Genomic DNA, 26,303 nt, shown 5'->3' with positions numbered 1-26,303 from the left:
CGCAAGGTGAAAGAACTCGTCGATTCGGGTGAGCTCGGCGACATCGCGTGCGTCTACGGCAACCGGCAGAACCTCGGCGTGATTCGCTCCAACGAGAACGCCCTCTGGTCGCTCGGCGTCCACGATCTCTCCGTGATTCTGTGGCTCCTTGGCGAGGAGCCCTCCGAGGTCGTCGCCTACGGGCAGGACTTCGTCCAGCCGGGGATCGAAGATGTCGTGTTCTGCTTCCTCCGCTTCCCGTCCGGCAAGGTCGCACACATGCACCTCTCCTGGCTCGACCCGCACAAGATGCGGAAGATGACGGTCGTGGGCCGCGAGAAGATGGTGGTGTTCGACGACATGGAGCTCGAGCGGAAGGTCACCGTGTACGAGAAAGGCCCCTGGGAGCCGACCGAGGGAGAGTGGCGCACGCGCACCGGCGACATCTTCAGCCCGAAGATCGCAACGGACGAACCGCTCAAGCTCGAACTGCAGCACTTCCTGAAGCTCGTCGCCGACGGGCCGGGAGATCATCGAGAAGCGACCGACGGGCTCGCAGTCGTTCGGACGCTCGACCGGTTGACGACCTCGCTCGACACGGGCGCTTCTGCGTGAACGCAGAAGTCCACGCGAGCGCGATCGTCTATCCCGGGACGGTGCTCGGCGAAGGGGTCAAGGTGCTCGAGAACGCCGTCGTTGGCAAGCAGCCGACTCTCTCACCCCGTTCGACTGCGAAACGCGAGTCGTTGCCGCCGACCGTGATCGGGGCCGCCACGATCATCTCGACGGGCGCGATCGTCTTCGCGGGCACGACGATCGGCGAGCGAGTGATTCTCGGAGATCAATCGTGTGTCCGTGAGCGAGTGACGATCGGGAACGATGTCGTTGTCGGACGCGGTTCCCTGATCGAGAACGACACGACGATCGGCGCGATGACGAAGATCCAGGCAGACGCGTATATCACTGCCTACTCGACGCTCGAGGACCACGTCTTCATCGCCCCGCGCGTCGTGACGACGAACGACAACTGGATGGGCCGCACGGAGAAGCGGTTCGGCAACATCAAAGGCCCAACGATCCGTCGTGGCGCTCGAGTCGGCGGCGGCGCCATTATCTGCCCGCAGGTCGAGATCGGCGAGGATGCCTTCGTCGGCGCCGGCGCTGTCGTGACGAAGGACGTCCCCCCGCGCGTCGTGGTGGTCGGCTCCCCCGCCCGGATCCTGCGCGACGTTCCCGGCGACGAGTTGCTCGACGCGTAGGGATGGGTCGTCTAGCGTGACTTCGTCACGGTGACCCGATACGCGCCGGAGGCCGCTCGAGTCGCACGGAGATGCAGGACGTACCACCCGGCGACACGCGCCCGGTGCGTGAGCGCACCGCCCGCTGGCCGGATCGAAAGCCGCCGGATCGGAGCGGACTTCGCGTCGACTGCCAACGTTCCCGGTGTCCAGAGTGAGAGCGCCGGGCGTACCGGAGCGCCGGCAGCGGATGTCACGGCGAGCCGCTCACCCACTCGAAGATAGACGCGGTAGACGTCATCCCGATCGTTCCAGAAGTCGAGCGTCGCATCGATCCGCCGCCGCTGGCCGAAGAGCGGGTAGGCGCCCGCACCGGCACCGTCGTTCGGCTCGAACCTGTCTGCAGCCGGAACTCCCGTGCCGAGCAGCTCGAGCGCGCCGGTCTGGTCGAGGCGACCAGAACCGGTGAACCGGTCTCTCCCCGGCGCGCACACTGCACAGCCGTTCGCGGTGGTTGCGTCAACGGAGCTACCGAGAAGGAGCGACATGACCTGGTCGGCCGTCAGCCGGGGCGAGGACGCGAGAAGCGCGGCGGCCGCTGCGGTGACCTGTGGTGCAGCGAAGCTCGTCCCCTCGGCGCTCCGGTACTCCGCCGGGCCGCAGCTCGAGTAGCCCTGCTCGGGGCAGGCGGGAAACGCCGCCGTGAGCGGCAACGGGAAGGTCGAAAGGATGTCCACGCCCGGGGCTGCGAGGTCGTTGAACTGCACATCGCGGTTCGAGAATGACGGCGAGCCACCTGCAGGCCCGAGAGCGCTGACCCCGATGACGTGAGGAAGTGCTGCAGGCCAGCTTGCGTACGGCCACGGCTGGGAAGGAGACTGATCAGCGTTCCCGACCGCCGCCACGACGAGCACACCCTTCGAGACCGCGTAGGCAACGGCGTCGGCCTCGAGCTGCGAGTACGTGTCCCTGCTCGGATCCCGGGGATCACGAGGGCCGCCGAGGCTCATGTTGATGATGCGCGCGCCGGTCGCGACAGCCCAGCGGATGGCCTTGGCCTCCGCCTCGACGGGGATCGATCGCTCCGGCCCGACGACCTTCGCAACCAGGAGCTCCGCCGGAGGCGCAAGGCCGGCGATGCCGATCCCGTCGTTCGTCTGGGCCGCGATCAGGCCCGCGACAAACGTTCCGTGGCCCTGGGCGTCGACCGTTGGCGGCCCTGCGACGAAGCTCTTCGCGGCGACAATGCGCCCCTGAAGCTCGGGGTGTGTCCCGTCGACGCCCGAGTCGATCACGGCCACGCGGACAGAAGCGAGTACCGGGGGCTCCGGCCAGAAGTCGAACGCTCGGTTCCGGGCGGCGTACCACTGCCGTGCGAGGAACGGATCGCTCGGGGTGTACGACGGCCTGCGGCTGCCGAGCCGCTCGACATAGGTGACGCCTTTCGCGAGCCCGAGCTCCCGGGCGTCGGGAGCGGATACGGCGAGCGCGCGAATCGGGCTGAGGTCGACGATGCGAGTCGCCCCTCGGGAACGGAGACGCTTCGCGACGAGCGTGCTGCTCTCGCCGTCCACAACCCCGACCGCATAGCGGGACGCCGCAGCAGGCTGGGCTGCAACGAGGCAGATAACGGCGGTCACCGACGCGACGAGAGTGCCTGTACAAGCCGCTCTTCCGGTCACCGCGTAGCCTCTGTGGGCACCGTGATCGTCAGCGCCGGCCCCACGACATCTTCGGCGACGAGCCTGTACGTCGTGGTCAGCTTGGGCCTCACGGTCGCAAGGAATGTGCCATCCGGCCTGGGCTTGAGCATGACCGCCGGCAGCCAGGCACCCTGCGCCCCGAGCTTCTCGAGCAACGGCGTCGTGACATCCCGCGCCACGCCCGAGACCGCTACGGGCATCCCGGGATTCGGAGACGGGGTGGGGCGTCCGACGCGCAGGAGGCCGAGCCGGAAAGCAGTCGAGCGAAGCGCGAGCGCAGCGCGGACGTCCGCGGCCCGAAGCAGGACGGTCGCCCCCGTTTTCTTGGTCAGAGTTACGGACAGCGGTCGCCCCGACTCCGTCGGGACTACCTTCACGTCGACCACGGGGCCCGAGAGTCGGAATGCCTGACCAAGGGTTGCCGCCGTAAACGTCCGCGGCACCCAGCGGTGGTACGGCGAGAGGGCATCCCAGGGGTCTTCCCGCGCCTGGAGGTACGGCGTGTCGACACCGAACACGTCCTTGCTCGACGCGGTGCGGCCTCCGGATGACGAGTAGTAGAACGCGGTAACGACCTTGCCGGAATAACTGAGAATCTGTCCCCGCGTTACCTTGACGGCTGCGCTCGTCGTGGGGGCCTCGGCGGCGACGCCGTAGTAGACCTGGCTCCGCGTGTCGGAGTAGAGGTCGAACGGCTTGCTCTTGACGATGCTCGCAAGCGCGTACGAGCGGGCGGCGACGGCCTGGGCCTGGAGCGCTGCCGCCGGCCACTCCTTCGGCACCTCACCGGGAACGACTCCGAGCAGGTACGCGTCGAGACCGAGGAAGTCGATCACCTGCAGCGCTCCCGCGACGACGGAGAGGCGGATCTCGCCGCGGTACTCCTTGCCGTCAAACTGCAACAGCGCACCTCTGCCAGGGAGAAACGCGAGCGGCCCGGGAAGGCGGGTCGGCTTCCCGTCGACGAGAACCCGGAGATCGGGCTTGACGGTGATCTCGCCGGCCGGCAGCTCGGTCACGAGGCCGGATCCGTCCTTGACGAAGTAGGGGACGATCGACGAGAGCCGTGCCGACGGGCGACCATCGGCGAGGAGCACCCTCACCTTCGCGACCGGAGCCTTCGTCAGCTCCGTCCCGGGGTAGTAAAACGCGAGAATGTCCCTGTAGCTCCGATTGGCCTTTGCCTGCGCGAGCGCCCCGTACTGGTTGAGCCCGACTCCGTGCCCGTATCCCCCGCCCGTGAGGACGTAGACCGGAGCGGAGAGCGGGGCCGGGGCCGTGCTAGCAGGGCCCGACGGCTCGACAGCGAGCGACGCACCGGCCGTGCCGACGAGAAGGAACGAGAGGATGGGAACGAGGACGCGTCGCATCATGAGATACCCATGGAACTGTTCTCGGTAAGACGGCCTAGGCCTTGAGTCGGTTTGCGTACTGCTCGTCGTAATAGGCGCGATACGCGCCCGACTTGATCGGCTCCCACCAGGAGCGGTTGTCGCGGTACCAGTCGACCGTTGCCGGCAAGCCACCCTCGCCGAACGAGTGCTGGGGCTGCCAGCCAAGCGCCCGCAGCTTGGAATCGTCGAGGGCATACCGGCGGTCGTGACCTGCCCGGTCCTCGACGTGACGCACGAGCGATGGATCGGCGCCTGTCAGCTCGAGGATTCTGTGGGTGATCTCGATGTTCTCGTGATCCTCGCCGCCGACGTTGTAGACCTCGCCTGGAGCGCCCTCCCGCAGCACGAGCTCGATTCCAGCGCAGTGATCCTCGGCATGGAGCCACTCGCGGACCTGCTTTCCGTCCCCGTATACCGGGAGCGGCTCGCCCTCCATCGCGTTCGTTGTGAAAAGGGGCACGAGCTTCTCCGGATACTGGTTCGGCCCGTAGGTGTTCGCACCGCGTGTGATCGACGCGTGTACGCCGTAGGTGCGCACGTAGGCGAGAACCTGCAGGTCACCGCCGGCCTTTGCTGCGCTGTACGGGCTGGACGGGCGGAGCGGGTCGCCTTCCTGCGCCCGACCACCGGCCTCGAGATCACCGTAGACCTCGTCGGTCGAGACCTGAACGAACCGTGCGTCGGTCTCGCGCGCGGCCTCGAGCAGGCACATCGTGCCGAGCACGTCGGTGTGGACGAACTCCATCGGGCCGAGGATCGAACGGTCCACGTGCGTCTCGGCGGCGAAGTTGACGATGGCAGCGCACCCGGCAGTGGCAGTCGCTACGGCCACCGGGTCGGCGATGTCCCCGTGAACGAACTCGTGCTCGATTCCCTCGAGGTTGGCGGGATTCCCCGCGTACGTGAGCTTGTCGAGCACAACCACGCTGTCTCCACCGGCAACGAGCCGGCGCACGAAATGAGAGCCGATGAACCCGGCACCGCCGGTGACGAGCACGCGCATCGAGACAGGGTAGCCACACTTCGCCCGACATCCGTGCGAATTCGGCTTTCGGAACGGCCGGAACCGGATCGATCAGCGATCCGGCACGCGGTCAGGTCGGGAGCGCAGCGCCTCGTTGGCCCGGAGCCTCAGCGAGTCTCGGCGAGCGCCGCGAGGCACGCCGCCAGCCCCTCGCGCCAGTGCGGAAGCTGCGGCGCGTCCTTCTCGCTGCGCAGGATCGACACGGCGGGGCGCGGAGCCTTCGCCCCGAACTCGGCAGTCGTGATCCGCTTCACGCGGCAGTCGAGACCCGCCTCTTCGAAGATCGCCTCGGCGAAGTCTGCCCAGGTGCAATCGCCTCCGGCGGCGAGATGCCAGACGCCGAACGGCGCACCGGCCTCTACGAGCTCGTGCGAAGCGGCGGCGAGATCGCCGACGTACGTGGGACATCCCCGCTGATCGGCGACAACGGCGACCTCGTCACGGTCCGCGCCGAGTCGCAACATCGTCTTCAGGAAGTTGTGCCCCGTCGGTCCGTACAGCCACGAGCTCCGTACGATCCAGGCACGCTCGCCCGTCGCAGCCTCGCCGTGGAACTTCGAGCGGCCGTACGCGGAGAGTGGGCTCGGGCTGTCGGACTCGACGTACGGCGCACCCTTGCGGCCGTCGAATACGTAGTCCGAGGAGTACGCCACGATCGGGGCGCCGAGCTCGGCCGCGTGCGTCGTCCCTCCGACGTTGACCTCGGCGGCGCCCTGCGGGTCGTCCTCCGCGCCGTCGACGTTGGTCCAGGCCGCCGTGTGGAGAACGAGCTGCGGCTCGCCGACCTCGGGGGGCGCAGGGAACCGCACGTCCCAGTCGACGCGGGACAGTGCCCTCACGACATCCCCGGCGAAGACGGTGGCGAGCGCACCCGCCAGCTGACCTCCACCGCCCGTGATCAGGACGCGACGGCGCTGTCTCGTGACGAGAGAATGGGTGTCCGAGTGCTCCACAGGTCTTTCACGCGCGGGTCATCCCACGCGATTCCTTGCTCGTCCGGATCGGCCGGATCGTACTCCTCGGTCACGTGGTAGGCGAACAACAGATCGGTGAGGGCCTCGAAACCATGCGCATGGCGTCCCGGGATGTAGAGCGCCACCGGGTTCTCGTCGCCGATGTCCTCCGCGAACGTAGCTCCCGACTCCCGATCGAGCACGACGACACGAGCCATTCCCTGGAGGCATGCGAAGAGGTCGTCCTGGCCACGCTCGTGGAAATGGAGGCCGCGGATGACGCCCTGGCGAGACACCGACACGTTCGTCTGCACCGTCGGCTTCGGGAGGAGGCTCTCGCGACGAAGCTCGCAGAACCAACCGCGGTCGTCGGCGAATCGCTGCAACGGGATCCGAACAATCCCCTCGACGGTCACTTGTTGACGCCCGTCTCGTCGATCATCCGGCCGATCTCGGCGAGGTGCTGCCAGTGCTTCCCCGCGTCTTCCCACCAGCCGACGACCGGAACAACCGACAGCTCGCCTCGCTCCGCATAGGCGCGATTGACATCTGTTATCTCGAGCTCACCACGACTCGAGCGCTCGAGGCTCGAGATCACGGAGAAGACGTCCGTCGGATAGCAATAGAGGCCGACGACCGCGTCGTTCGACGGCGGTGCCGGATAGCGCAGGTCGACGACACCGGCCTTCTCGGCAAGATCCGTGACGTTGCCGTCGTCGTCGTAGACGACGACGCCGAAGTTCTCGGGATCCGGCACGTCCTTGACGAAGACCTGCGCGCCAACGCCACCATCGCCCCAGGCTGCGATCGCGGCCGCGTGCGAGTACTCGAAGATGTTGTCCCCGAGGACGACGACGATCGGCTCGCCACCGGCGAAGTCCTCGGCCATCCCGACGACCTCGGCGATCCCGCCCGGCTGCGTCTGGACCTTGTAGGTGAGATCGAGCTCGAGTAGCGGTGCCTCGCCTCCGCGAACCGTGAGGTGCCCGTCGCCTAGGAGGTCGATCATCTGACCCGCATGGCCCTTACCCGTGACGAGGAGAACCTCCCGGATGCCAGCGAGTTGGAGCAGCTGAAGCGGGTAGTAGACCATCGGCCAGCTGCCCACGGGAAGCAGGTGCTTGTTCGTGACGCGCGTCAGCTCGCCGAGCCGCGTCGCCTCTCCTCCCGCACAGACCAGTCCCTTCATGCCGCGATGCTAACGGGATCAGGCGGCATGCGAGGCATCTGGTGCCGCGATCGCGATCGGGCTCCTCCCGAGGAGCCAGAACGAGAGCTCGACGGCCGGGCCGATGCCGAAGGCGAAAGCGATCGTGCCAATGCCCACCGTGCCGCCGAGCGCTAACCCGATAACGGTGGCGACGACCTCGATCGTGGCACGCGTCACGCCGATTCGCACGCCCGACCGTCGGGAGGTAACGAGCATCAGGGAGTCTCGCGGGCCGGCTCCCATCCCCGCCCCCACGTAGAAGCTCGTCCCGATCCCGATGATCAGGATGCCGACCACCATGAGCGTGATCCGGATCGCGAGCGAGGTGTCCGACAACGCATCGATCGCGTCTATCGCTACCAGCCAGTCGACGAAGAGGCCGATCAGCAGTGCGTTCGCAACGGTTCCCGGGCCGATCCGCGCACCGAGGGCCCACGCGACCACGAGGACGACGACCGCGATCGCGATGTTGGCGGTGCCAAACGACAGCTGTGTCTTGTCGGAGATGCCCTGCGCGAGGACGTCCCACGGCGAGAGTCCCAATCCGGACTCGAGCAGAAGGACGATCCCGAACGCGAAGAGAAAGAGACCCAGAACGAGCGACGCGGAGCGGGTCACGACCGAGCCGCGGATCAGAGGTGGGACGTGCATCCCTCCAGTGCGCTCCATCAGGCGCCCCGCGCTGCGCGCGCCGCCGCCTTCCGCCGGCGCACGCCCGGCACGGCTCGAACTGCAGCGACCCAGAAGGCGAGAAACGCGACCATGACGGTCAGGATGGCGAGAATGCTCTGTTTGACGCGTCTCACGGGTAGAACCATCGTAGGTGACGAACCATCGTCATACTTCACTTCCCACGTTGCACAAGGAAAGGACGGCCGAGATGGCAAAGAAGGACACGAAAATTGCGCCGACGGTCGAGACGCTGAAGCCGTATCTCGATCGCGCGCTGAACGACAAGGAGTTCCGCGACGACCTCAAGGAGGCCCTCTCGGCGGCGAAGAAGCTGTACGGGCCGCTCGTCAAGGATGCGAAGGGTGCCGGGGCGGCGAAGTCCGCATCGCGTCTCGCGACCGACGAGAAGGTGCAGGAGAATCTCCGCAAGGCGCTCGAGGAGTTCGGGAAGGCTGCGGGCACGCTGAAGGGCAACAAGAGTAAGGGCCACAAGGGCCGGAACGCGATGCTTCTCGCAGGCATCATCGCCGGCGCGCTCTACAACCCCTGGTCGGGCGCGCAGACGCGGGAATGGCTGATGGACAAGGTTGCGGGAGACGACGATCTCCAGCCGCTCGAGGAGTTCGACTTCACCGCTGCACATGCCGAAGACGCCTTCTCGGCCGCAGCGAACGGAACCGCCGAGGTGGCGGACGAGCCCGTCGACGCTTCAAAAGAGTAGACGGTTGGCTTAGCGGTCCCCTCCACCGGTCGGGCTCTTCGGAGCCTGACCGGAGAGGGTCGCTTTCAGCCCGCCCGGCGTCAGGCCGCTCGCGCTCGAGATATCGGATGCTTCGAGGAGAACGGCCCCTGCCGGTGGCGCGACCGCACTCGGTGATCCAGCCGGACCATCGAGCGGCAGGTACGCGCGGCCTGCATCGAACGAGACATCCTCGGCCCGGCGCCATGCATTGAGGAACGGATACGGCGCAACCGCACCGTCGTATCCGAGCGAGAGCAGCGAGACGGGGTGGATCTCGAAATGGAGATGCGACGGGGTGAACTCCGCGTCGCCCGTGTTCCCCATGAATCCGATGACATCCCCCGCTTCGACCTGCTTGCCGTTCACGGCGAGCGGCGAGTAGGCCGAGAGATGCGCGTAGTAGAACTCGTTGCCGAGCCTGTCGCGGAGCCACATCCGCCAGCCGCCGATATCGTTCCACCCGACCGAGAACATCGTTCCGTCGGCGACGGCAAGTAGCGGTGTCCCGAGCGGCGAGAAGATGTCCTCACCGTGGTGCCACCCTCCTGATATGCCCGGACGCGAAGCTCCGAACGTGTCACCGTACGATGCCGGGCCGTAGATAGGAAAGACGTAGCCGCCGTTCGAGAACTGCGCCGTCACCTCGGGCGCGGGCCGTACGAGCTCGGGAGGGGCACCGGCGATCGAGGTTCCGGGCTCGCGAGGCGCGCTCGCCGGAACGATCGGCCGCACCGGAGGCGCGGACGCTGTCGGCCTCGTCGGCTCCTTGGCGGGAACGACCGGTGCTGCAGCAACGGTTGACGTCGCGATCGACCCGACCTCGATCGAGCTTCCGGCAGGGAGTCCGCCGTGGTCCGTGGTCACCTTGATCCGGAGCGCCGTCAGGGACGCGCTTGCCGCTCGTGGTGCGTTCCTTGTCGTCTCTGACGTCGATGCCAGAATCTCGAGCGTTCCCCAGTCGGCGAGCGGCACAACCGAGTTGGGTGTCGGTGTGACGGGCTGCCCGAGAACCACGAGACCCGTGAGAGACGATGCCGGCACGTCGACCGAGGCGTTGGCGGGACCGGCCGCGACGCTTGCCCGAAGGTCGATCGAGTCGAGCGTGATCTCGCCGCCGAGCAACGAGACGCTGACGACGTTCAGGCCGCTCTGCGCGATCGACGAGACACCAGGCTGAGCTACGACACGTGCGCCGGCAGAGCTGAGCCGGACGATCGAGCCGTCCGCCGGATACGAATAGTTGGCGACGACCCGATCGTCGCGCGGCGGGGCTGTCACGGCGAGGGAGACCTCGTCGGCGAGACCGGGTTGGACAACACGCGTGACGACGGCGGTCGCCGACGCCTCCGGCTCACCCGGCGCGGCTGTCGCCATGGACACGACGATCGCCACCGCGACGATGGAGATCAGAATCGGTACAACGAGGAGAGAACGGCGATTCACTGAGCTCTAGGGTAGCTCGCCTTCTGGGGATCTGGCGCGCCACGCGAGCTGGACGGCGACTGCGATGAGAAGGACGCCGAAGAGCCGGCGAAGGACGTCTTCGGGTATCGATGTAGCAACCCGCACCCCGATCTCGACGCCGACGATGGACGCGACGCCAATCACGAAAGCCGGGCGCACACGGAGGTTGCCGTATCGCGACTGTCTCAGTGCGCCGACTGCAGCCGTCGGGATGATGGCAAGCAGCGATGTCGCGGCAGCCTCGACCTGACCGAGGCCGAGTGCGACGAGCAGAGGGACGAAGAGGATCCCGCCACCGACGCCGAGAAGTCCGGACATCACCCCGGCCACAAGGCCGAGGCAGACCGCGAGGATGATCGTAGATGTGCTCAACCGGCGAGAAGCCAGACGCCGATGAGAGCGAGGAAGACGGCGAAGACGACCGTCAGCGCGCGGGTCGAGATTCGCTGCTGGGCCGAGGTGCCGATCAACGACCCCGCAACTGCCGGCACACCGACGAGCGCTGCGTAGCCCGGATCGACCTTGTCGTGCAGGGCGTAGAGAGCGACGCCCGCAGTGGCTGTCACAACGATCGCTCCGAGCGATGTGGCTGTTGCCTCCCGCGCTCCAAATGCCGCCACACCGAGGAGAAGCGGCACGATCACAATGCCGCCGCCGACGCCGAAGAGTGCGCTGAAGAGACCGGCTACGAGGCCTATTGCGACGAGTCGCACCCGCGCCATCCTACGGCGCGACGCGGATGCGACCCCTGGACAACGCGATCAGGAGGGTTCGAGCGCAGGCTCTCCGACGCCGGCCGGGCTGACGTCTCGTTCGCGCACGAGGACGAGCGACACGATGACCCCGACGAAGGTAATCCCCGCTCCGACCCAGAAAGCGTTCTGGAAACCCTCGGTCAAGGCAGTAGAAACCGCCGTGCCCGCTTCGACTGCGCTGCTCGTCGTGGAAGTCGCGACCGTGGAGAGGATCGCGATCCCGACCGCTCCACCGATCTGCTGGGTCGTGTTGATCAACCCCGAGGCCAGTCCAGCCTCATCCGGCTTCGTACCCGCAAGCGCTGCGATCGTGAGCGAGACGAACGCGAAGGGCATACCGAACCCGATCACAAGAAAGCCTGGGAAGAGGTTCTTCCAGTACGAGCCATCTGCCGAGATCTGCGTAAAGAGGACGAGTCCGACCGTCATCACCGCCATCCCCGTCACGAGCGTCGGTTTGACGCCGACACGCGTGACGGCCAGGGCCGCGACGTTCGCCCAGATGATCGCGGTTCCGGCAACGGCGATGTAACCAATCCCGGTCTTGAGCGGCGAGAAGAACAGAACCTGCTGCATGTAGAGCGTCAGAATCAGGAACATCGAGAACAGCGCGGTTCCCATGATGAACATGACGATGTTCGCCGCAGCGAGCGTCTGCAGCCGGAAGATCGAGAACGGCATCAACGGGTGACGTGCCCGCGACTCCTGCGCAATGAACCCGATGAGCAGAACGGCAGAAACGGCGAAGACTCCGATCGTGCGCCCGGAGCTCCAACCCCAGTCGTTCCCCTTCGTGATCGCGAGTACGAGGATGCTCAGGCCGGAGGTGACGAGAACGGCACCGAGCACGTCGAAGCTCGATCGGCTCTCGTCCTTGCTCTCCGGGAGAAGCATCGGGGCGACGATGAGCGAGATGATCCCGACCGGAACATTGACGTAGAAGATCCAGGGCCACGCGAGCAGGTCGACCAGAACGCCGCCGAGCAGAACTCCGGCCGCAGCCCCCACGCCTCCGACGGCGCCCCAGGCACCGAGCGCAATGTTGCGCTCACGGCCCTCCCTGAACATCGTCGTCAGGATCGAGAGTGCCGCGGGTGAGATCGTCGCCGCACCGAGACCCTGGAGTGCGCGAGCTGCGATGAGCGAACCCTCACTCCACGAGAGGCCACACAGCAACGAGCCGACCGAGAAGATCACGAGACCGACCATGAACACGCGTCGGCGCCCGAGAAGGTCGGCGAGACGGCCACCGAGCAGCAGGAAACCACCGAAGACGAGCGAGTAAGCCGAGATCACCCACTGCAGATTTGCCTGCGAGAACCCGAGGTCGATCTTGATCGACGGGAGCGCGACATTCACGATCGCAATGTCGAGCACGACCATGAACTGAACCATGCAGAGGAGAAGCAGGGCGATCCACTTGCGTCTGTCGGACTGGCTCATCGTGGGGCGTTCCTTTCCGTGTGGTCTCGATTGGGCCCCGACGATATCGCAGAGGGTTGCAAAATACAAGTCTTATCTTGTAATTTGCAAGTTAGGAGTGGTAGATCTATACTTCCTCGCATGCGTGGTCGCTCGTGAAGGCGTACAACGAGTACTGTCCGATCGCCCACGCCCTCGACCTCGTCGGCGACCGCTGGGCTCTGCTCGTCGTGCGTGAGCTCAACCACGGCCCTCTCCGCTACAGCGATCTGAGAGAACGGCTTCCGCGCTGCAGCACGAACGTTCTCGCAACGAGGTTGAAAGATCTCGAGTCCGGGGGTGTCGTCGCGCGCCGTCGCCTTCCGCCCCCCGCCGCTTCCAACGTTTACGAGTTGACAGAGGCCGGCGAGGGCCTCCAGCCCGTGCTGGCAGCGCTCGCACGGTGGGGCGCACAGACCCTCGGGCCCCCGCCCGCCGATGCCGAATTGCACGTCGACTGGCTCGAGCGGGCGTTGCGAACGGCTGTCGTGGCATCTGCGCCGACGGCCCGGGTCGCGTTCGAGATCGGAGAGGAGCGTGCATCGCTCATCGACGGTGTCGTCAGTGCCGGGATCTCGGAGGAGGCGGAGGCGATCGTCACAGGAACTCCGGCCGGCTTCTACGCCCTCGTCGTTCTCGGCGAGACAAGCGACCTCGGCGTCACCGGCGATGCCGGCGCCGTCGCGAGCCTTGCTGAGGCGCTACAGCTAGCGCGCACGTCGCAGGCCACGGTGGCCTGAGCTAGAGCGCTGCCTCTCGACGCAGGACTTCCCATGCGAGCGCTACATCCGCCTCGCTCGTTCGAGCGTTGCCGATCGAAAGTCGAAGCACGAACCGGCCGTCGAGCTTCGAGTGCGAGAGGAAGATCTCACCGCTCGAGTTGGCACGTCGCACGATCTCCTCGTTCTCCTCGTCACTTCCTTCCTTCCGGAAGCACACGAGGGAGAAGTGCCGCGGGGCGCACAGCTCCCAGCCGGGCTCTGCGGCGACCCACTCCTCGAACAGCGCTGCCAGCCGGACGTGCTCACGGAGGATCGACTGAAGGCCCTCCCGCCCGAAGCATCGCAGCGTCGCCCAGAGCTTCAGCGCACGGAATCTCCGACCGAGTGGCGACGCGTACTCGCTGAGGCTGACCACGTCCTCGTCCACGCGCAGGTACTCGGGAACGAGGCTGAAGGCACGGCGGAGAGCCTCGGGGCGTGAGCAGAAGAAGACCGAGCAGTCCATCGGCGTGAAGAGCCACTTGTGCGGATTGACGCCGATCGAATCGGCTCGTTCCCAGCCGGCGAAGTGGTGTCGCAGCTCCGGGCAGACGGCGGCCGCTCCGGCATAGGCCGCATCGACGTGGAGCCAGACACCCTCGGCTCCCGCACGATCGGCAATCGCCGCAACCGGGTCGACGGCGGCTGACGAGGTCGTTCCGACGGTCGCGACGACGGCGCAGGCGTCGTCGAGATCGAGCTCGTCCGCGCGTATCGCAAAAGCGTCGTCCGCCGGCGTCTTTCGGATCTCGAGCTCGAGAAGTCGCGCGGCCTTGACGGTGGATGAGTGGGTGTGCTCGGAACAGACGACAACTCTCCGGTCCGGATGGGCGGCACGCGCCGCGGCAAGCGCCGTGATCAGGCCCGAAGAGGCCGTGTCCTCGATGTGGCCGTGAAGCGGCACGGGAAGGCCGAGCAACTGTCGCAGCCAGTCGAGCGTCACCTCCTCGAGCTCCTGCAGCGCGGGTGACGCGCGCCAGAGGATGCCGACTTGGTTGAGTCCCGCGATCAGGAGCTCGGCCAGGATGCCCGGCTCGGCCCCAGTCGTTGCGAAGTACGCGAAGTAGCGAGGGCTCTGCCAGTGCGTGATGCCCGGCATGAGCACTGCGTCGAGGTCGCGCAGGACAGCCGAGAAGGGCTCGGCGGCCTCGGGGGGTGAGGCCGGGAGCGCTGCACGGATAGCACCAGGTTCGACCTGAGACAGAACCGGATGCTCGTCGATCGTTTCCAGGTAGTTCGCGACCCACTCGAGCGCAGCCGCGCCGTCCTCGCGGAACGTGCTCATCGCTTCCACTCTTCGATCTCGGTCCAGGGCCGGGTATTGAGAACGTGCTCCCTGGTCAACCAGGCCCGGCGCGCCTGGCCGACGCCGAGCTCGGCGTACGCAAGGGACTCGACCGAGTGGGCATCGGTCGTCACGGGAACGAGGACGCCGGCCTCCCCCGCGAGCCGGGCGTGGACGTCGCGCATGTCCAGCCGGTCCGGCTGACCGTTGATCTCGAGCGCCGTTCCGGTCTCGACCGCGCGTCCGATCACGCGCTCGATGTCGAGGTCGGCGCCATGACGGCGGGAGATCCGCCGCCCGGTCAGATGACCGATGCAATCGACGTGTGGGTTGTCGATCGCTGCGAGCACGCGCTCGGTAGGGCTCTTGTCGAACGACGTATGCAATGACGCTACGACCCAGTCGAGCTCGGCAAGCACTTCGTCCGGGACGTCGACGACACCCTTTGCGTTGATGTTCGCCTCGACGCCGCGGAGCACGCGCATCGACCCGAGCCGCTCGTTGACCTCGTCGATCTCCTCCCACTGCTGTTCGATACGTCCCTCGCGGAGGTAGTGCGAATGATCCGTGAGGCACAGAAACTCGTAGCCGCGCGCGGACGCGGCTCGGGCCATCTCCTCGATCGTCGCCTTCCCGTCTGCCGACCACGTCGAGTGACAGTGCATCTCGCCCCGGAGATCCGAGAGCTCCACGAGCTGTGGCAGCCGGCCACTGCGGGCTGCCTCGAGCTCGCCACCGTCCTCACGCAACTCCGGCGGGATGAACGCATACCCGAGGAACTCGTACAATGCGGTCTCGTCCCGAAACGTGTTGATCTCCCCCGTCTCGACGACCGTGACGCCGTACTCCGAGATCGACAGCCCTCGGCGTTGCGCGTCTTCGCGGAGGGCGATGTTGTGATCCTTCGAGCCTGTGAAGTGCTGGAGGAGGTCGCCGTAGCATTCCGGCGGTACAACCCTGAGGTCGAGACGAAAGCCTCCGCGATCGATGACCGTTGCCTTCGTATCGCCATGGGCCACGACCTCGAGCACCCACGGCAACGTGACGAAGTGTGCGGTGAGAGCAGCCGGATCCGTCGAAGTGGCGATGACGTCGAGATCCCGGAACGTCTCCCGCCGTCGCCGCGTGCTGCCTGCATCGGAGACATCGATGACAGACGGGTGCGCCCGGAGAGCCTCGACGACCTCGCGCACGACGGGCAGCCCCTTGCCGAGCAACCCTCGCCGGGGCTCGGTCGGCCCGGCTCCCTCGGCGAGCGCCTTGAGGATCTTGGCCTCGGTGCCGGCGCCGAAACCGGAGAGCGCCCTGATCTTCTCGCCCTCGGCCGCTTCCTTCAGCTCTGCAAGCGTCGTTGCCCCGAGCTCGCGCCAGATCCGGGCGGCCGTCTTCGGCCCGAGGCCGGGGAGTCGCATGAATGAGGCCACCTCGCCTGGAACCTCGGCACGACGCTTGGCGAGCGCCGCCATCTCGCCGGTCTCCGCTAACTCCACGATCTTGGCCTCGATCGTCTTCCCGATATCGGGAAGCTCCTTCGCCTTCCCCTGCAGGGCCAGCTCGGCAACGGACGAGGCCGTTTCGCGAATCCGCGTCGCGGCGCGACGATACGCGGCGACCCGAAACGACTGCTCGCCGAGGATCTCCGAGAGATCGGCAAGCTGGTCGAATCGATCGGCCAGATCGATGTTTCGCGGGAGCGCGGCGACCATCATCCGATCATAGGTGCGTCCACACAGTGCAAGATTGCGGAATGCGCGCCATGGTCTGCCTCCCCACCTACAACGAGCGCGACAACCTCGACCCGATGATTCGCGCGCTCGGAGAGCAGCTCGACACGGATCGTGATCGGGTCCTCGTGATCGACGACAACTCTCCGGATGGCACCGGCAAGCTGGCTGACGATCTCGCTGCCGAGCTGCCGTGGGTCGAGGTTCTCCATCGACAGCGGAAGGAAGGGCTCGGTCCTGCCTACATCGCGGGCTTTCGGCACGCGCTCGCTCGCGGGGCCGAGCTCGTGGTCGAGATCGACTGCGACTTCTCCCACAACCCCGCCGATGTGCCCCGGCTGATCGCGTCGTGCGAGGCTGGTACGGACGTGACGCTTGGCTCGCGCTGGGTGCAGGGCGGGGGTACGGTCAACTGGGGTGCCTGTCGCAAGCTGATCTCCCGCGGCGGCAGCCTCTACGCTCGAATCATCCTGGGCGTCGGCATTCGTGACCTCACCGGTGGCTTCAAGTGCTTCCGGCGTGGGGTACTCGAGGCGATCGAGCTCGAGACGATCGCGGCCAAGGGCTACGGCTTCCAGATCGAGACGACGTACCGGATGCTGCGCAAGGGCTTCTCGGTCGTCGAGATCCCGATCACGTTCGTCGACCGGCGCGTCGGTGAGTCGAAGATGGGTGGATCGATCGTGGTCGAGGCGATGCTCCAGGTGCCCTTGCTCCGCTACCGGGCGGCCCGCGGACGGCTCTAGCGCTGTCCGGCGACGGGAGACCTGCTCACACCTACACTTCATCGATGGACGAGGTCACCGACGCGACGTTCCCCACGGACGTTCTCGAGAGCGAGATCCCGGTGATCGTCGAGTTCGGCGCCCCGTGGTGTCGACCGTGCAGGGCGATCGAGCCGGCGCTGATCGAGATCGCCGAGGCCTCAGCCGGGCGAGTGCGGCTCGTCAAGCTCGACATCGACGGCAACCTGGGAACCCCTTCGCGCTACGGGATCCTCTCCGTTCCGACGGTCATCCTCTTCATCGGCGGCGAGGCGCGGGAGACACTGATCGGACCGCAGAGCAAGAGCCGCTACGAGCGGGCGTTCGCGCAGCACATCGGCGAGTGACCCGCCCCTGGGACAGTCTTCTCGTCGGCGACGAGCTCGCCTACCGCTCGACCGAGCCGTCTCGTACCCCCCGGCTCGAGCCTCTCCCCGCTTCCCTCGACCACCGTATTGCCGCCGCCCTCGCGCGGATGGGCGTCGACGGCCTCTACGCCCATCAGAGCGAGGCATGGGAGGCGGCGGTGAGAGACGAGAACATTCTCATCACGACGGGAACCGCGTCGGGCAAGTCCCTCGCGTTCAATCTGCCCGTGCTCGACTCGATCGTCCGGCAGCCGACAGCGCGTGCGATCTACGTCTACCCGACGAAGGCGCTGACGCAGGATCAAGCGAGGAGCATCGCCGGCTTCCGGCTTCCGGGCGTCCGGCCCGCGATCTACGACGGCGACACCGAACCGGAACGACGGGGGGCGATCCGGAAGTCGGCGAACCTGATCCTGACGAACCCAGACATGTTGCACATCGGGATCCTCCCGAATCACGACCGCTGGGGCGACCTTCTCCACAACCTCCGCTACGTGGTGATCGACGAGGCGCACGTCTATCGCGGGGTCTTCGGCTCGCACGTCGGGAACGTGATCCGGCGGCTGAGACGGCTTGCCCGGCTGTACGGCGCCGAGCCGCGCTTCCTGCTCGCATCCGCGACGATCGCGAACCCGAAGGAGCTCGCTCTGGCCCTCACGGGCGAAGCGGCGACGATCATCGACACGGACACCTCCGCGAGAGCGCGGAGAGACGTCGTGCTCTGGAATCCCGCGCTCCTCGATCCCGAGCTCGGCGTCCGCGCGAGCGCGTTGTCCGAGGCCTCGCTCCTGATGGCAGGGCTCGTCTCCCTCGGCCTCCGCACGATCTGCTTCACGAAGAGCCGCAAGGCGGCAGAGCTGATCCACCGTTTCACCTCCGAGCGCGTCGACACCGCGACCGCCGCGCGCCTCGCTCCGTACCGAGCCGGCTACACGCCGGCACAGCGCAGGGAGATCGAGCGGCGGCTGATGGAGGGCGAGCTCCTCGGCGTCTCCGCGACCGATGCGCTCGAGCTCGGGATCGACATCGGCCGGCTCGACTGCGCGATCTCGGTCGGCTTTCCCGGAACGGTCGCGTCCCTGCGGCAGCAGTGGGGTCGCGCCGGTCGGCGAGAGCACGGTCTCGCAGTGCTGATCGCCAGCGAGGACGCCCTGGATCAGTTCTTCATGCGCGAGCCCGATTCGCTCCTCGAGCGCAGCGTGGAGGCGACGAGGCTCGACCATGCGAATCATCGGATCCTGGACCTGCACGTCTGCGCCGCGTCATTCGAGGGCCCGATTGCCGAGCGTGATGTGGCCACTCTCGGCCGTGAGGCACTCGAGCGCGCCGCTGTGCTGCCCGAGCTCGAGAAGACCCCGGCCGGGTACGTCTGGAAGGGACGGGACACTCCCGCGGGCCGATTCTCGCTCCGTTCCGGCGATCGCGACTCGTTCACGATCGTCGATGGAACGACGGGATCCGTCCTTGGTCTCATCGAGCGCGAGCGGGCGTACTCCTCGGTCCATCAGGGTGCCGTCTATCTCCACATGGGCGCCCAGTACCTCGTACGCGACCTGGATGGGGTCTCGCGCACTGCCGTCGTCGAGCCGGCGGGCGTGGACTGGTACACCCAGGTGCAGAAAGACACGCAGACATCGATCGACGAACCGCTGCGACACGCACGGGTCGCAGGCGTGGATCTTCACTTCGGTCGGGTCTCGGTAACCGAGCAGGTGATCGCATACCAGCGCAAGGCGATCCGCGATGGCTCGACTCTGGCTGTGATCCCGTTGATCTTGCCGGAGGTGACGTTCCAGACGGAGGCAGTCTGGTTCTCGCCCGACGGCGACCTGCTCGACGGGCTCGAGGAGATGCCGAAGCTGCTCGGCGGCCTCCACGCGGCGGAGCACGCCATGATCTCCCTGCTTCCGCTCTGGGCGATGTGTGACCGCTGGGACATCGGCGGCCTCTCGACGAACGTGCATTTCCAGACGGGACTGCCAACCGTCTTCGTCTACGACGGCCATGCCGGCGGAGTCGGCATCACCGAGCGCGGGTTCGATTGCTTCGCAGGCTGGGTCTCGGATACCGAGCGGCTCCTGCGTGGGTGTCCCTGCACGAGCGGCTGCCCCTCATGCGTCCAGAGCCCGAAGTGCGGAAACCTGAACGAGATGCTAGACAAGGGGGCTGCGCTGCTTCTCCTCGATCGGATGTCCGCCGCCTGAACGACGGGTCGATTTCCGTGAACGCCGTTCGTCGTCATGGTGAAATCGCAAACAACCCAACGGGAGGCAACATGGAGTATCTGGCACTCGTGTACGGCGATCCGGAAGCGTGGGACGCGATGTCCGAATCCGACCGTGCGACGGCGTACGAGGGATACATGGCCGTAGCGCGAGACGCGGAAGCTGCGGGAGCACTCGTCGATGCGGCCGAGCTCGAGTCGACCGCGGCAGCAACGAGCGTGCGCGTCCGGGGCGGCGAAGCCGTCGTCACCGACGGGCCTTACGCCGAGGTGAAGGAAGCGCTCGGCGGCTACTACCTCTTCTCGTGCGACACGCTCGAGGAGGCGATCAGGTGGGCGGCGAAGATCCCGGCCGCCTGGCACGGCGGAGCGATCGAGATCCGGCCCGTCCACGTCGATGAGGAGGCAGCGGCATGAAGTACGCGATGCTCGTCTACAGCGACCAGGCGTCATGGGAAGGCCTTTCCGACGAGGAAGCCGGGCGCCTGCGGGCGGAGTCGATGCCCCGTTGGATCACGCTCTTCGACGAAATGGGTAAGGCCGATCCGAACGTGACCGGCAAGGAGCTCGCGGGGGCGTCGGAGGCGAAGGTCGTGCGCGTCGTCGACGGGCAGACGATCGTCACGGATGGCCCGTTCGCCGAGACGAAGGAGCAGCTCGGGGGAGTGTTCATCACCGAGCTCCCGGACCTGGACGAGGCGATCCGGCTCGCGGCGCTCGTCCCGGCAGCCGACTACGGCACCCTCGAGATCCGGCCGCTCGCGACCCGGTGATCGACGACGACGTCTCCGCGGTCTACGCCGACGAATGGCCGCGGTGCGTCGCAATCCTGACCCGTGTCCTCGGCGATCTCCAACGCGCCGAGGATGCGGTGCAGGACGCCTTCGCGATTGCACTCGAGAGGTGGCCGCGCGCCGGGATGCCCGACAACCCGGGTGCCTGGATTGTCACGACCGCCCGAAATCGCGCCATCGATCGGATCCGCCGTGACCACGTCCTCGCCGACAAGACCGCTCTGCTCGCACGCCTCGCGTCGTTCCCCGAGGACGCCGACGAGGTGAAAGCCTTGCCGGACGAGCGCCTCGCGCTCCTGTTCACATGCTGCCACCCAGCGCTCGCCGTCGACGTCCAGATCGCCCTCACCCTGCGCGAGGTCGGTGGTCTGACGACCCCGGAGATCGCGTCGGCGTTCCTCGTGCCGGAGCAGACGATGGCGCAACGGCTCGTTCGCGCGAAGCGCAAGATCCGAATGGCCGGGATCCCGTTTCGCGTACCGGCCGAAGCGATGCTTCCGGATCGACTGACGGCAGCGCTCCGCGTCATCTATCTCGTCTTCAACGAGGGGTACGCTGCGAACAACGGGGGGGCGCTCGTCCGTCGCGATCTCTGTGCCGAGGCGATCCGGCTTGTGAAGCTCCTCTGTGTTCTGATGCCCGACGAGCCCGAGGCCTACGGGCTGCTCGCGCTGATGCTTCTGCAGGACTCGCGACGCGACGCGCGCCTGTCGCCGAACGGAGAGCTCGTCCTTCTCGCCGATCAGGACCGCGCCCTCTGGGACAGAGCCGCGATCGACGAGGGCCTCCGGATGCTCGCGAGAGCCGAGGCCCAGCGCCGACCGGGTGTGTACCAGCTGCAGGCGGCGATCGCCGCGGGGCACGCACAGGGATCGGACGCCCGAACGGTCGTGGCCGCCTATGAGGCGCTGTTGCGCCTGGACGGCTCGCCGGTGACGCGCCTGAACCACGCCGTAGCCGTCGCACTCGCGGGCGAGGTGGAAGACGGCCTGGCGCTGATCGAGGCAATCCCGGGCCTCGACAGCTATCGCCACTTCCATTCGGCCCGCGCGGATCTTCTGCGGCGCCTCGGGCGCGACGCGGAGGCACGCGAGGCGTACCGCCGGGCACTCACTCTGACGGAGGACGGCCCCGAACAGCGGTTTCTGGAGCGTCGGCTCGCCGGTTGAGCCCGCCCGGTCGACGCCGCATCGCCACAATGACAGCGTGATCGTGCGCGAGGCAAAGGGAGGAACGCTGATCCTCGGTGGCGGGTTCGCCGGGGCCTACGTCGCGCGCCTCCTCGGGAAGCACGGGGCGACGATCGTCTCCCCACAGAACTCGATGCTCTACACGCCCCTGCTCCCCGAGGCGGCCTCTGGGACGCTCGAGCCACGGCATGTCGTCGTACCGCTGCGTCAGATGTGCCCGCACGCCGACGTAGTCATCGGTCGCGCGACGTCGCTCGACGTCGTAAGGAACGTCGTCGCGGCAGAGACCCTCGCCGGGCCTGCGGAGATCTCGTACGAGCGGCTCGTCGTTGCGCTCGGAGCAGTGACGCGCGTGTTTCCCGTGCCGGGACTCGTCGAGTACGGCCGGGGGTTCAAGGATCTTGCCGACGCGATCGCCCTTCGCAATCACGCTCTCCAGCGACTCGATGCAGCGGCCGCGGGTGGGCCGCCCTCAGAGCTCGGTTTCGTCTTCGTCGGCGCGGGGTACGCCGGCGTCGAGGCCCTCGCCGAGGTGCACGACCTCGTCCAGGCGGCACTGCGGTTCTACCCGACCCTCGAGGGAGCCCAACAGCGGTGGGTGCTCGTAGACGCAGCGCCGACGATCCTCGCGGACATTCCCCGCACGCTCGGCGTCTACGCTGCGCGCCAGCTCGAGCGCCGGGGGATCGAGATCCGCGTCGGCGAGATGCTCACATCGTTCGACGGCGAGGCGGCTGTCCTCTCCGGCGGAACCTCGGTTCCTGCCCGAACGCTCGTGTGGACGGCCGGCGTGAAGGCGTCGCCGCTCCTCGCCTCGTTCGGGCTCCCGCTCGACGAACGGGGCCGCGTTCGCGTCGACCCGACTCTGCGCGTCGAGGGCTACGAGAACATCTGGTCGCTCGGCGATTGTGCGGCTGTCCCGAATGCGAAGACGCCCGGGCACACGGATCCACCGACCTGCCAGCACGCGTTGCGACAGGCGCGCCGCCTGACAGGGAACCTCACCGGAACGCCTGAGCCGTACGGCTACCGGATGCTCGGCCAGGTGGCGACGCTCGGCCGCTTCAAGGGAATTGCCGACGTGCTCGGGATCCACCTCTCGGGGTTCCCCGGCTGGTTCGTTGCGCGAACCTACCACCTCTACGCCCTGCCCCTACTGAGCCGGAAGCTCCGCGTCGTCGCGGACTGGACGACGGCGCTGTTCTTCCGGCGCGATATCGCCGAGCTTTCGAGTCTCGGTCATCCCGGGGGATTCGAGGAGTGATCGACCTCACCCCGCTCTCCGAGGTGCGGTTACGGACGCCGCGGCTCGAGCTCCGGCTCGGGACGCCCGAGGAGATCGACGAGCTCGGGCAGGTCGCCGCACGTGGGATCCACGGGCCGGACGAGATGCCGTTCAGCGTCCCCTGGACGGATGGGATCGGGCAGCCCGACTTCCACGAAGGATTTGCCGGATTCCATCGAAGTCTGATGACCGACTGGTCTCCCGACGACTGGCATTTCGATCTGCTCGTGTGGGCCGACGACGAACTCTTGGGTAACCAGGAGCTGTACTCGAAGGGATTCCGGGAGACGTCTGTCGTCGGGTCGGGCTCCTGGCTCGGCACCGAGTTCCAGGGCCGTGGGATCGGAACGGAGATGCGGGCGGCGGTGCTCGATCTCGCATTCCGTGGGCTCGGAGCGGTCGCGGCTACGAGCGGGTGGCTCGAGGGCAACCGCTCATCAGCCCGCGTCTCGGAGAAGCTCGGCTACGTCGAGACGGGCATCGGCGAGATCAGCCCCCGGGGGGTCCCCGTCCCCCACCACGATCTCCGCCTCGACCGGAAGGACTGGGTCTCACCGTTCCCGGTCGAGATCATCGGCCTCGAGCCGGCCCTCCCGGTCTTCGGCGCCGCCTAGCCGAGCGAGCGGAGCGCAGCACCGAGCGACTGACGTGATCCGAGCACGGGCGCGAACAGGTCGCCGTCACGCGCGACCCGCAGGCGCACCTCGTCGAAGCCGAATGAGAGCGGGTCGAGCCCTGGCCGTACCTCGTCCCAGCGCAGCGGCGTCGACACGGGAGCGCCCGGTCGCGGCCTGACCGAGTAGACCGTCGCGGTCGTCCTCCCCGGGCCGTTCTGGTTCGCATCCACGAGTACGCCCCGACGCTTGCTCTTCATCCACTCGGTCGTAACGAGACCAGGGTGGGCACGGGCGAGAGCACCCGCGACGATTCCCGCGAACTCCCTCGTCTGGTCGTATCCGTGTCGCCGCGCTATCGGCACGAGGACGTGGATCCCACGCGAGCCGCTCGTCTTCGGAAAGCTCTCGAGCCCCACGAGATCGAGGATCTGCCTGACGAGCAGAGCCACCTCGATCACTTCGACGAAGCCGACGTCATCGGACGGGTCGAGGTCGAAGATGACCCAGTCCGGGCGCGCGGGAAGGTCGACCCGCGACGTCCACGCGTTCATGTCGATGCAGCCCATGTTGACCATCCACAGCAGCGCCAGGTCGTCGTTCACGAGTGGGTAGTCGATCGTCCGCTTCTCGCCGTCGCGGTTGGACGCGGGGAACGGCGCACGCGGGATCCAGTTCGGCATGTGCGACGGCGCGTCCTTCTGGAAGAAGTGCTTCCCCTGCCAGCCGTCGGGGTAACGCTTCATCGTGAACGGGCGGCCGTGAAGGTGCGGCACGAGGACGGGAGCGATATCGCGGTAGAACGCGAGCAGGTCTCCCTTGCTGATTCCCTCCTCCGGCCAGAACGGCTTTTCGAGGTTCGTGAGCTTCAGGTGCCGCGAGCCGCGCGAGATCTCGGTCTGCACCCGGATCCTCTCCGCGACGACATCCTCTGCCGGCTTGTCGTCACGGAGACCAAGATAGACAGGAGCCCGGAGGCGACCGTCCTTCGTCCACTCGGCGAACTCGACCTCGGCGACGAGCCTTGGCTCCACCCAGGTCACATCGTCCCGGCGGACCCGCGGCAGGCGGGGCGCATCCCGGAACGGTGAGTCGGGCCGCACGAACGGGGCGAGCAGATCCTCGAGGCGGTCGAGCTCGGCATCCGTGAGTCCCGTTCCCACATTGCCGGCATACGCTAGCCCGGATGGTCCTTGCACGCCGAGGATCAGCGAGCCGATGCCGTTGCTGCGGCGGCCCTTGCCGCGCGTCGTGCCCGCGATCACGAGTTCCTGGCGATGCTTGAGTTTCAGCTTGCGCCAGTCGGGAGACCGGCGCCCGGGGTGATACGCAGAGCTTCGCTTCTTCGCGACGACACCCTCGAGACCGTGCTCGAGAGCGGCCGCCTCCAGGGCAGTACCATCGTCGAACGACGGGGACAGCAGCACGCCGCCGCCCGGGTGGACGAGCTCCTCGAGCACGCGACGCCGCCTGTCGTAGGCGAGATCTGTCAGCGCCTCACCGTCGCGCTCGAGCGCGTCGAACGCGACGAAGACGAGGGATCCTTCTCCGCGCTGCAGGAGCCCGAAATCCGACCGGCCGGCTTCGTCGAGCGCGCAAACTTCGCCGTCGAGCACGACCGAGGGAGACCGGACGTCTGCGACGAGAGCTTTGGCGACGGCAGGGAACCGCCTCGTGAGGTCGTTGCCGTTCCTGCTCGTGAGCGTCGCCTCGCCGCCTGCGATCCGGGCAAGGGCGCGGTAACCGTCCCACTTCGGCTCGAATGCCCACTCGTCGCCCGTAGGGAGCACCTCTGTCGACGCGGCGAGCATCGGCGCGTACGCGTGCGCCGATGCGGTGCCGTCCTTCCGGAGGAGCAGCCGGTTGCGCAGATCGCCGTCCCGCTTTCGGCGATAGTCGTCGAGTGCCACCGATCCATCATCGCGGATTGGCTGCCGGCTTAACATGTCCGAAACAGACGCGGCATCTTCCCTGCAAAGATGCGGTTTGCGACCAGGGGATAAGCCTGTGGATACTGTGGAGAAGCGTGCGGACTACGCGAAGACGCCCATCGAGCGGAACTTCGCCCGCCGAGAACGTCTCAGGTCGCCCGTGGGGATTCCGTCGAGCTCGTGGAGGTGGGAGACGACCGATTCCTGGAGCAGCGACGCTGCTGCGTCGGGATCCGTCTGCGCCCCACCGACGGGCTCCGGGACGATCCCCTCGATCACACCGAGGTCGAGGCAATGAGCGGCGTCGAGACGGAAGGCGGAAGCCGCCTTCTTCGCCTGGGAGGCATCGCGCCAGAGGATCGCCGCGCATCCCTCAGGTGAGATCACCGAGTAGATCGCGTTCTCCTGCATCAGGACTCGGTCCGCGACGGCAATCGCGATCGCGCCGCCCGATCCCCCTTCGCCGATGACGACGGACACGGTCGGGACGCTGAGTCGCACCATCACCGCCTGCGAGCGAGCTATCGCGCCACCCTGTCCATGCTGCTCGGCGGCGACCCCCGGGAACGCACCGGGCGTGTCGACGAGCGTGAGCAGCGGGAAGCGATGCCGTTCCGCAAGCTCCATCACCCGGATCGCCTTCCGGTAGCCCTCCGGGTACGCCATGCCGAAGTTACGCCTCGTGCGCTCTTTCAGGTCGCGGCCCTTCTGGTGGCCGAGCACGGCAATCGTTCGTCCCTCGAGCTTGCCGATCCCTGCGACGATCGC

Annotated in this window: 28 protein-coding genes; 12 read left to right on the top strand and 16 right to left on the bottom strand. The window is 67.1% G+C overall.

Features of this window, described 5'->3' with window-relative positions:
• Both ABIR74_RS12955 and ABIR74_RS12950 read left to right on the top strand, forming a co-directional pair.
• A partial coding sequence (locus ABIR74_RS12955) for a Gfo/Idh/MocA family oxidoreductase (protein ID WP_348178790.1) occupies positions 1–594 on the top strand: 594 nt, incomplete at its 5' end.
• Positions 591–1,238 carry an acyltransferase gene (locus ABIR74_RS12950; RefSeq protein ID WP_348178788.1) on the top strand — a complete coding sequence of 216 codons (648 nt, stop codon included), beginning with the start codon at positions 591–593 and terminating at the stop codon, positions 1,236–1,238. The genes ABIR74_RS12955 and ABIR74_RS12950, both read left to right, overlap by 4 nt.
• Before the next feature lie 11 nt (positions 1,239–1,249).
• Here ABIR74_RS12950 and ABIR74_RS12945 read toward each other — a convergent pair whose 3' ends face one another.
• The 8 genes from ABIR74_RS12945 to ABIR74_RS12910 all read right to left on the bottom strand — a co-directional run bounded on the left by ABIR74_RS12945 (position 1,250) and on the right by ABIR74_RS12910 (position 8,307).
• The gene (locus tag ABIR74_RS12945; RefSeq protein WP_348178786.1) at positions 1,250–2,857 is read right to left on the bottom strand and encodes a S8 family serine peptidase; all 1,608 of its coding nucleotides are present in this window, start codon (positions 2,855–2,857) and stop codon (positions 1,250–1,252) included.
• 38 nt (positions 2,858–2,895) lie between these two features.
• The gene (locus ABIR74_RS12940; protein ID WP_348178784.1) at positions 2,896–4,293 is read right to left on the bottom strand and encodes a SpoIID/LytB domain-containing protein; all 1,398 of its coding nucleotides are present in this window, start codon (positions 4,291–4,293) and stop codon (positions 2,896–2,898) included.
• A gap of 34 nt (positions 4,294–4,327) precedes the next feature.
• On the bottom strand, positions 4,328–5,317 hold the full coding sequence (gene rfbB / locus ABIR74_RS12935; RefSeq protein ID WP_348178782.1) for a dTDP-glucose 4,6-dehydratase: 990 nt from the start codon (positions 5,315–5,317) through the stop codon (positions 4,328–4,330).
• A 128-nt stretch (positions 5,318–5,445) separates the two neighbouring features.
• Positions 5,446–6,291 carry a dTDP-4-dehydrorhamnose reductase gene (gene rfbD, locus ABIR74_RS12930; protein WP_348178780.1) on the bottom strand — a complete coding sequence of 282 codons (846 nt, stop codon included), beginning with the start codon at positions 6,289–6,291 and terminating at the stop codon, positions 5,446–5,448.
• Positions 6,237–6,707: a dTDP-4-dehydrorhamnose 3,5-epimerase family protein gene (locus ABIR74_RS12925; protein ID WP_348178778.1), complete on the bottom strand. Its 471-nt coding sequence runs from the start codon at positions 6,705–6,707 to the stop codon at positions 6,237–6,239. Before ABIR74_RS12925 ends, rfbD begins: the two co-directional genes overlap by 55 nt.
• The gene (locus ABIR74_RS12920) at positions 6,704–7,480 is read right to left on the bottom strand and encodes a sugar phosphate nucleotidyltransferase (RefSeq protein ID WP_348178776.1); all 777 of its coding nucleotides are present in this window, start codon (positions 7,478–7,480) and stop codon (positions 6,704–6,706) included. The genes ABIR74_RS12925 and ABIR74_RS12920 overlap by 4 nt, the downstream gene beginning before the upstream one ends.
• A gap of 18 nt (positions 7,481–7,498) precedes the next feature.
• Positions 7,499–8,170, bottom strand: coding sequence for a hypothetical protein (locus ABIR74_RS12915; protein WP_348178774.1), 672 nt, complete (start codon positions 8,168–8,170; stop codon positions 7,499–7,501).
• On the bottom strand, positions 8,170–8,307 hold the full coding sequence (locus ABIR74_RS12910) for a hypothetical protein (protein ID WP_348178772.1): 138 nt from the start codon (positions 8,305–8,307) through the stop codon (positions 8,170–8,172). Before ABIR74_RS12910 ends, ABIR74_RS12915 begins: the two co-directional genes overlap by 1 nt.
• Before the next feature lie 74 nt (positions 8,308–8,381).
• Here ABIR74_RS12910 and ABIR74_RS12905 point away from each other — a divergent pair, with 74 nt between their 5' ends.
• Positions 8,382–8,894 carry a hypothetical protein gene (locus tag ABIR74_RS12905; protein ID WP_348178770.1) on the top strand — a complete coding sequence of 171 codons (513 nt, stop codon included), beginning with the start codon at positions 8,382–8,384 and terminating at the stop codon, positions 8,892–8,894.
• A gap of 9 nt (positions 8,895–8,903) precedes the next feature.
• Here ABIR74_RS12905 and ABIR74_RS12900 read toward each other — a convergent pair whose 3' ends face one another.
• The 4 genes from ABIR74_RS12900 to ABIR74_RS12885 are packed head-to-tail and all read right to left on the bottom strand — an operon-like array spanning position 8,904 to position 12,577.
• Positions 8,904–10,358 (bottom strand): choice-of-anchor P family protein, encoded by a 1,455-nt coding sequence (locus ABIR74_RS12900; protein ID WP_348178768.1) that lies wholly within the window; start codon positions 10,356–10,358, stop codon positions 8,904–8,906.
• Between the two features lie 6 nt (positions 10,359–10,364).
• Positions 10,365–10,751, bottom strand: a complete 387-nt coding sequence (locus ABIR74_RS12895; protein ID WP_348178766.1) for a sulfite exporter TauE/SafE family protein — start codon at positions 10,749–10,751, stop codon at positions 10,365–10,367.
• Positions 10,748–11,101, bottom strand: a complete 354-nt coding sequence (locus ABIR74_RS12890; RefSeq protein WP_348178764.1) for a sulfite exporter TauE/SafE family protein — start codon at positions 11,099–11,101, stop codon at positions 10,748–10,750. Before ABIR74_RS12890 ends, ABIR74_RS12895 begins: the two co-directional genes overlap by 4 nt.
• Before the next feature lie 39 nt (positions 11,102–11,140).
• Positions 11,141–12,577: a DHA2 family efflux MFS transporter permease subunit gene (locus ABIR74_RS12885; RefSeq protein WP_348178762.1), complete on the bottom strand. Its 1,437-nt coding sequence runs from the start codon at positions 12,575–12,577 to the stop codon at positions 11,141–11,143.
• A 134-nt stretch (positions 12,578–12,711) separates the two neighbouring features.
• Between ABIR74_RS12885 and ABIR74_RS12880 the strand changes: the two genes are divergently transcribed.
• Positions 12,712–13,335: a helix-turn-helix domain-containing protein gene (locus tag ABIR74_RS12880; protein ID WP_348178760.1), complete on the top strand. Its 624-nt coding sequence runs from the start codon at positions 12,712–12,714 to the stop codon at positions 13,333–13,335.
• A 1-nt stretch (position 13,336) separates the two neighbouring features.
• Here ABIR74_RS12880 and ABIR74_RS12875 read toward each other — a convergent pair whose 3' ends face one another.
• Together ABIR74_RS12875 and polX are read right to left on the bottom strand one after the other, a co-directional pair.
• Positions 13,337–14,641: a pyridoxal-dependent decarboxylase gene (locus ABIR74_RS12875; RefSeq protein ID WP_348178758.1), complete on the bottom strand. Its 1,305-nt coding sequence runs from the start codon at positions 14,639–14,641 to the stop codon at positions 13,337–13,339.
• The gene (gene polX / locus ABIR74_RS12870) at positions 14,638–16,347 is read right to left on the bottom strand and encodes a DNA polymerase/3'-5' exonuclease PolX (RefSeq protein WP_348178756.1); all 1,710 of its coding nucleotides are present in this window, start codon (positions 16,345–16,347) and stop codon (positions 14,638–14,640) included. The genes ABIR74_RS12875 and polX overlap by 4 nt, the downstream gene beginning before the upstream one ends.
• Before the next feature lie 41 nt (positions 16,348–16,388).
• Here polX and ABIR74_RS12865 point away from each other — a divergent pair, with 41 nt between their 5' ends.
• The 8 genes from ABIR74_RS12865 (at position 16,389) to ABIR74_RS12830 (ending at position 23,604) form a co-directional block, all read left to right on the top strand.
• Complete coding sequence (locus ABIR74_RS12865) at positions 16,389–17,111, top strand: polyprenol monophosphomannose synthase (protein ID WP_348178754.1); 723 nt, start codon at positions 16,389–16,391, stop codon at positions 17,109–17,111.
• 44 nt (positions 17,112–17,155) lie between these two features.
• Complete coding sequence (locus tag ABIR74_RS12860) at positions 17,156–17,476, top strand: thioredoxin domain-containing protein (RefSeq protein ID WP_348178752.1); 321 nt, start codon at positions 17,156–17,158, stop codon at positions 17,474–17,476.
• Positions 17,473–19,701: a DEAD/DEAH box helicase gene (locus tag ABIR74_RS12855; protein WP_348178750.1), complete on the top strand. Its 2,229-nt coding sequence runs from the start codon at positions 17,473–17,475 to the stop codon at positions 19,699–19,701. Before ABIR74_RS12860 ends, ABIR74_RS12855 begins: the two co-directional genes overlap by 4 nt.
• A 71-nt stretch (positions 19,702–19,772) precedes the next feature.
• Entirely contained in the window at positions 19,773–20,138 is a 366-nt protein-coding gene (locus ABIR74_RS12850) for a YciI family protein (protein WP_348178748.1), read from the top strand.
• Positions 20,135–20,494 carry a YciI family protein gene (locus ABIR74_RS12845; RefSeq protein WP_348178746.1) on the top strand — a complete coding sequence of 120 codons (360 nt, stop codon included), beginning with the start codon at positions 20,135–20,137 and terminating at the stop codon, positions 20,492–20,494. Before ABIR74_RS12850 ends, ABIR74_RS12845 begins: the two co-directional genes overlap by 4 nt.
• On the top strand, positions 20,491–21,684 hold the full coding sequence (locus ABIR74_RS12840) for an RNA polymerase sigma factor (protein WP_348178744.1): 1,194 nt from the start codon (positions 20,491–20,493) through the stop codon (positions 21,682–21,684). Before ABIR74_RS12845 ends, ABIR74_RS12840 begins: the two co-directional genes overlap by 4 nt.
• Positions 21,685–21,721: 37 nt before the next feature.
• Positions 21,722–22,969, top strand: a complete 1,248-nt coding sequence (locus tag ABIR74_RS12835) for an NAD(P)/FAD-dependent oxidoreductase (protein WP_348178742.1) — start codon at positions 21,722–21,724, stop codon at positions 22,967–22,969.
• Entirely contained in the window at positions 22,966–23,604 is a 639-nt protein-coding gene (locus ABIR74_RS12830; protein ID WP_348178740.1) for a GNAT family protein, read from the top strand. Before ABIR74_RS12835 ends, ABIR74_RS12830 begins: the two co-directional genes overlap by 4 nt.
• Here the strand turns inward: ABIR74_RS12830 and ligD are convergent.
• Together ligD and accA are read right to left on the bottom strand one after the other, a co-directional pair.
• Entirely contained in the window at positions 23,601–25,514 is a 1,914-nt protein-coding gene (gene ligD / locus ABIR74_RS12825) for a DNA ligase D (protein WP_348178738.1), read from the bottom strand. The genes ABIR74_RS12830 and ligD overlap by 4 nt on opposite strands.
• A gap of 123 nt (positions 25,515–25,637) precedes the next feature.
• The coding region (accA, locus tag ABIR74_RS12820; RefSeq protein ID WP_348178736.1) for a carboxyltransferase subunit alpha at positions 25,638–26,303 on the bottom strand (666 nt) is incomplete at its 5' end.

Origin of the sequence: Gaiella sp., from assembly GCF_039915195.1 — a bacterium.
Lineage (GTDB): Bacteria > Actinomycetota > Thermoleophilia > Gaiellales > Gaiellaceae > Gaiella.
The sequence above is the reverse complement of the archived record's forward strand: the minus strand, read 5'-3'. Positions and strand labels throughout refer to the sequence as shown.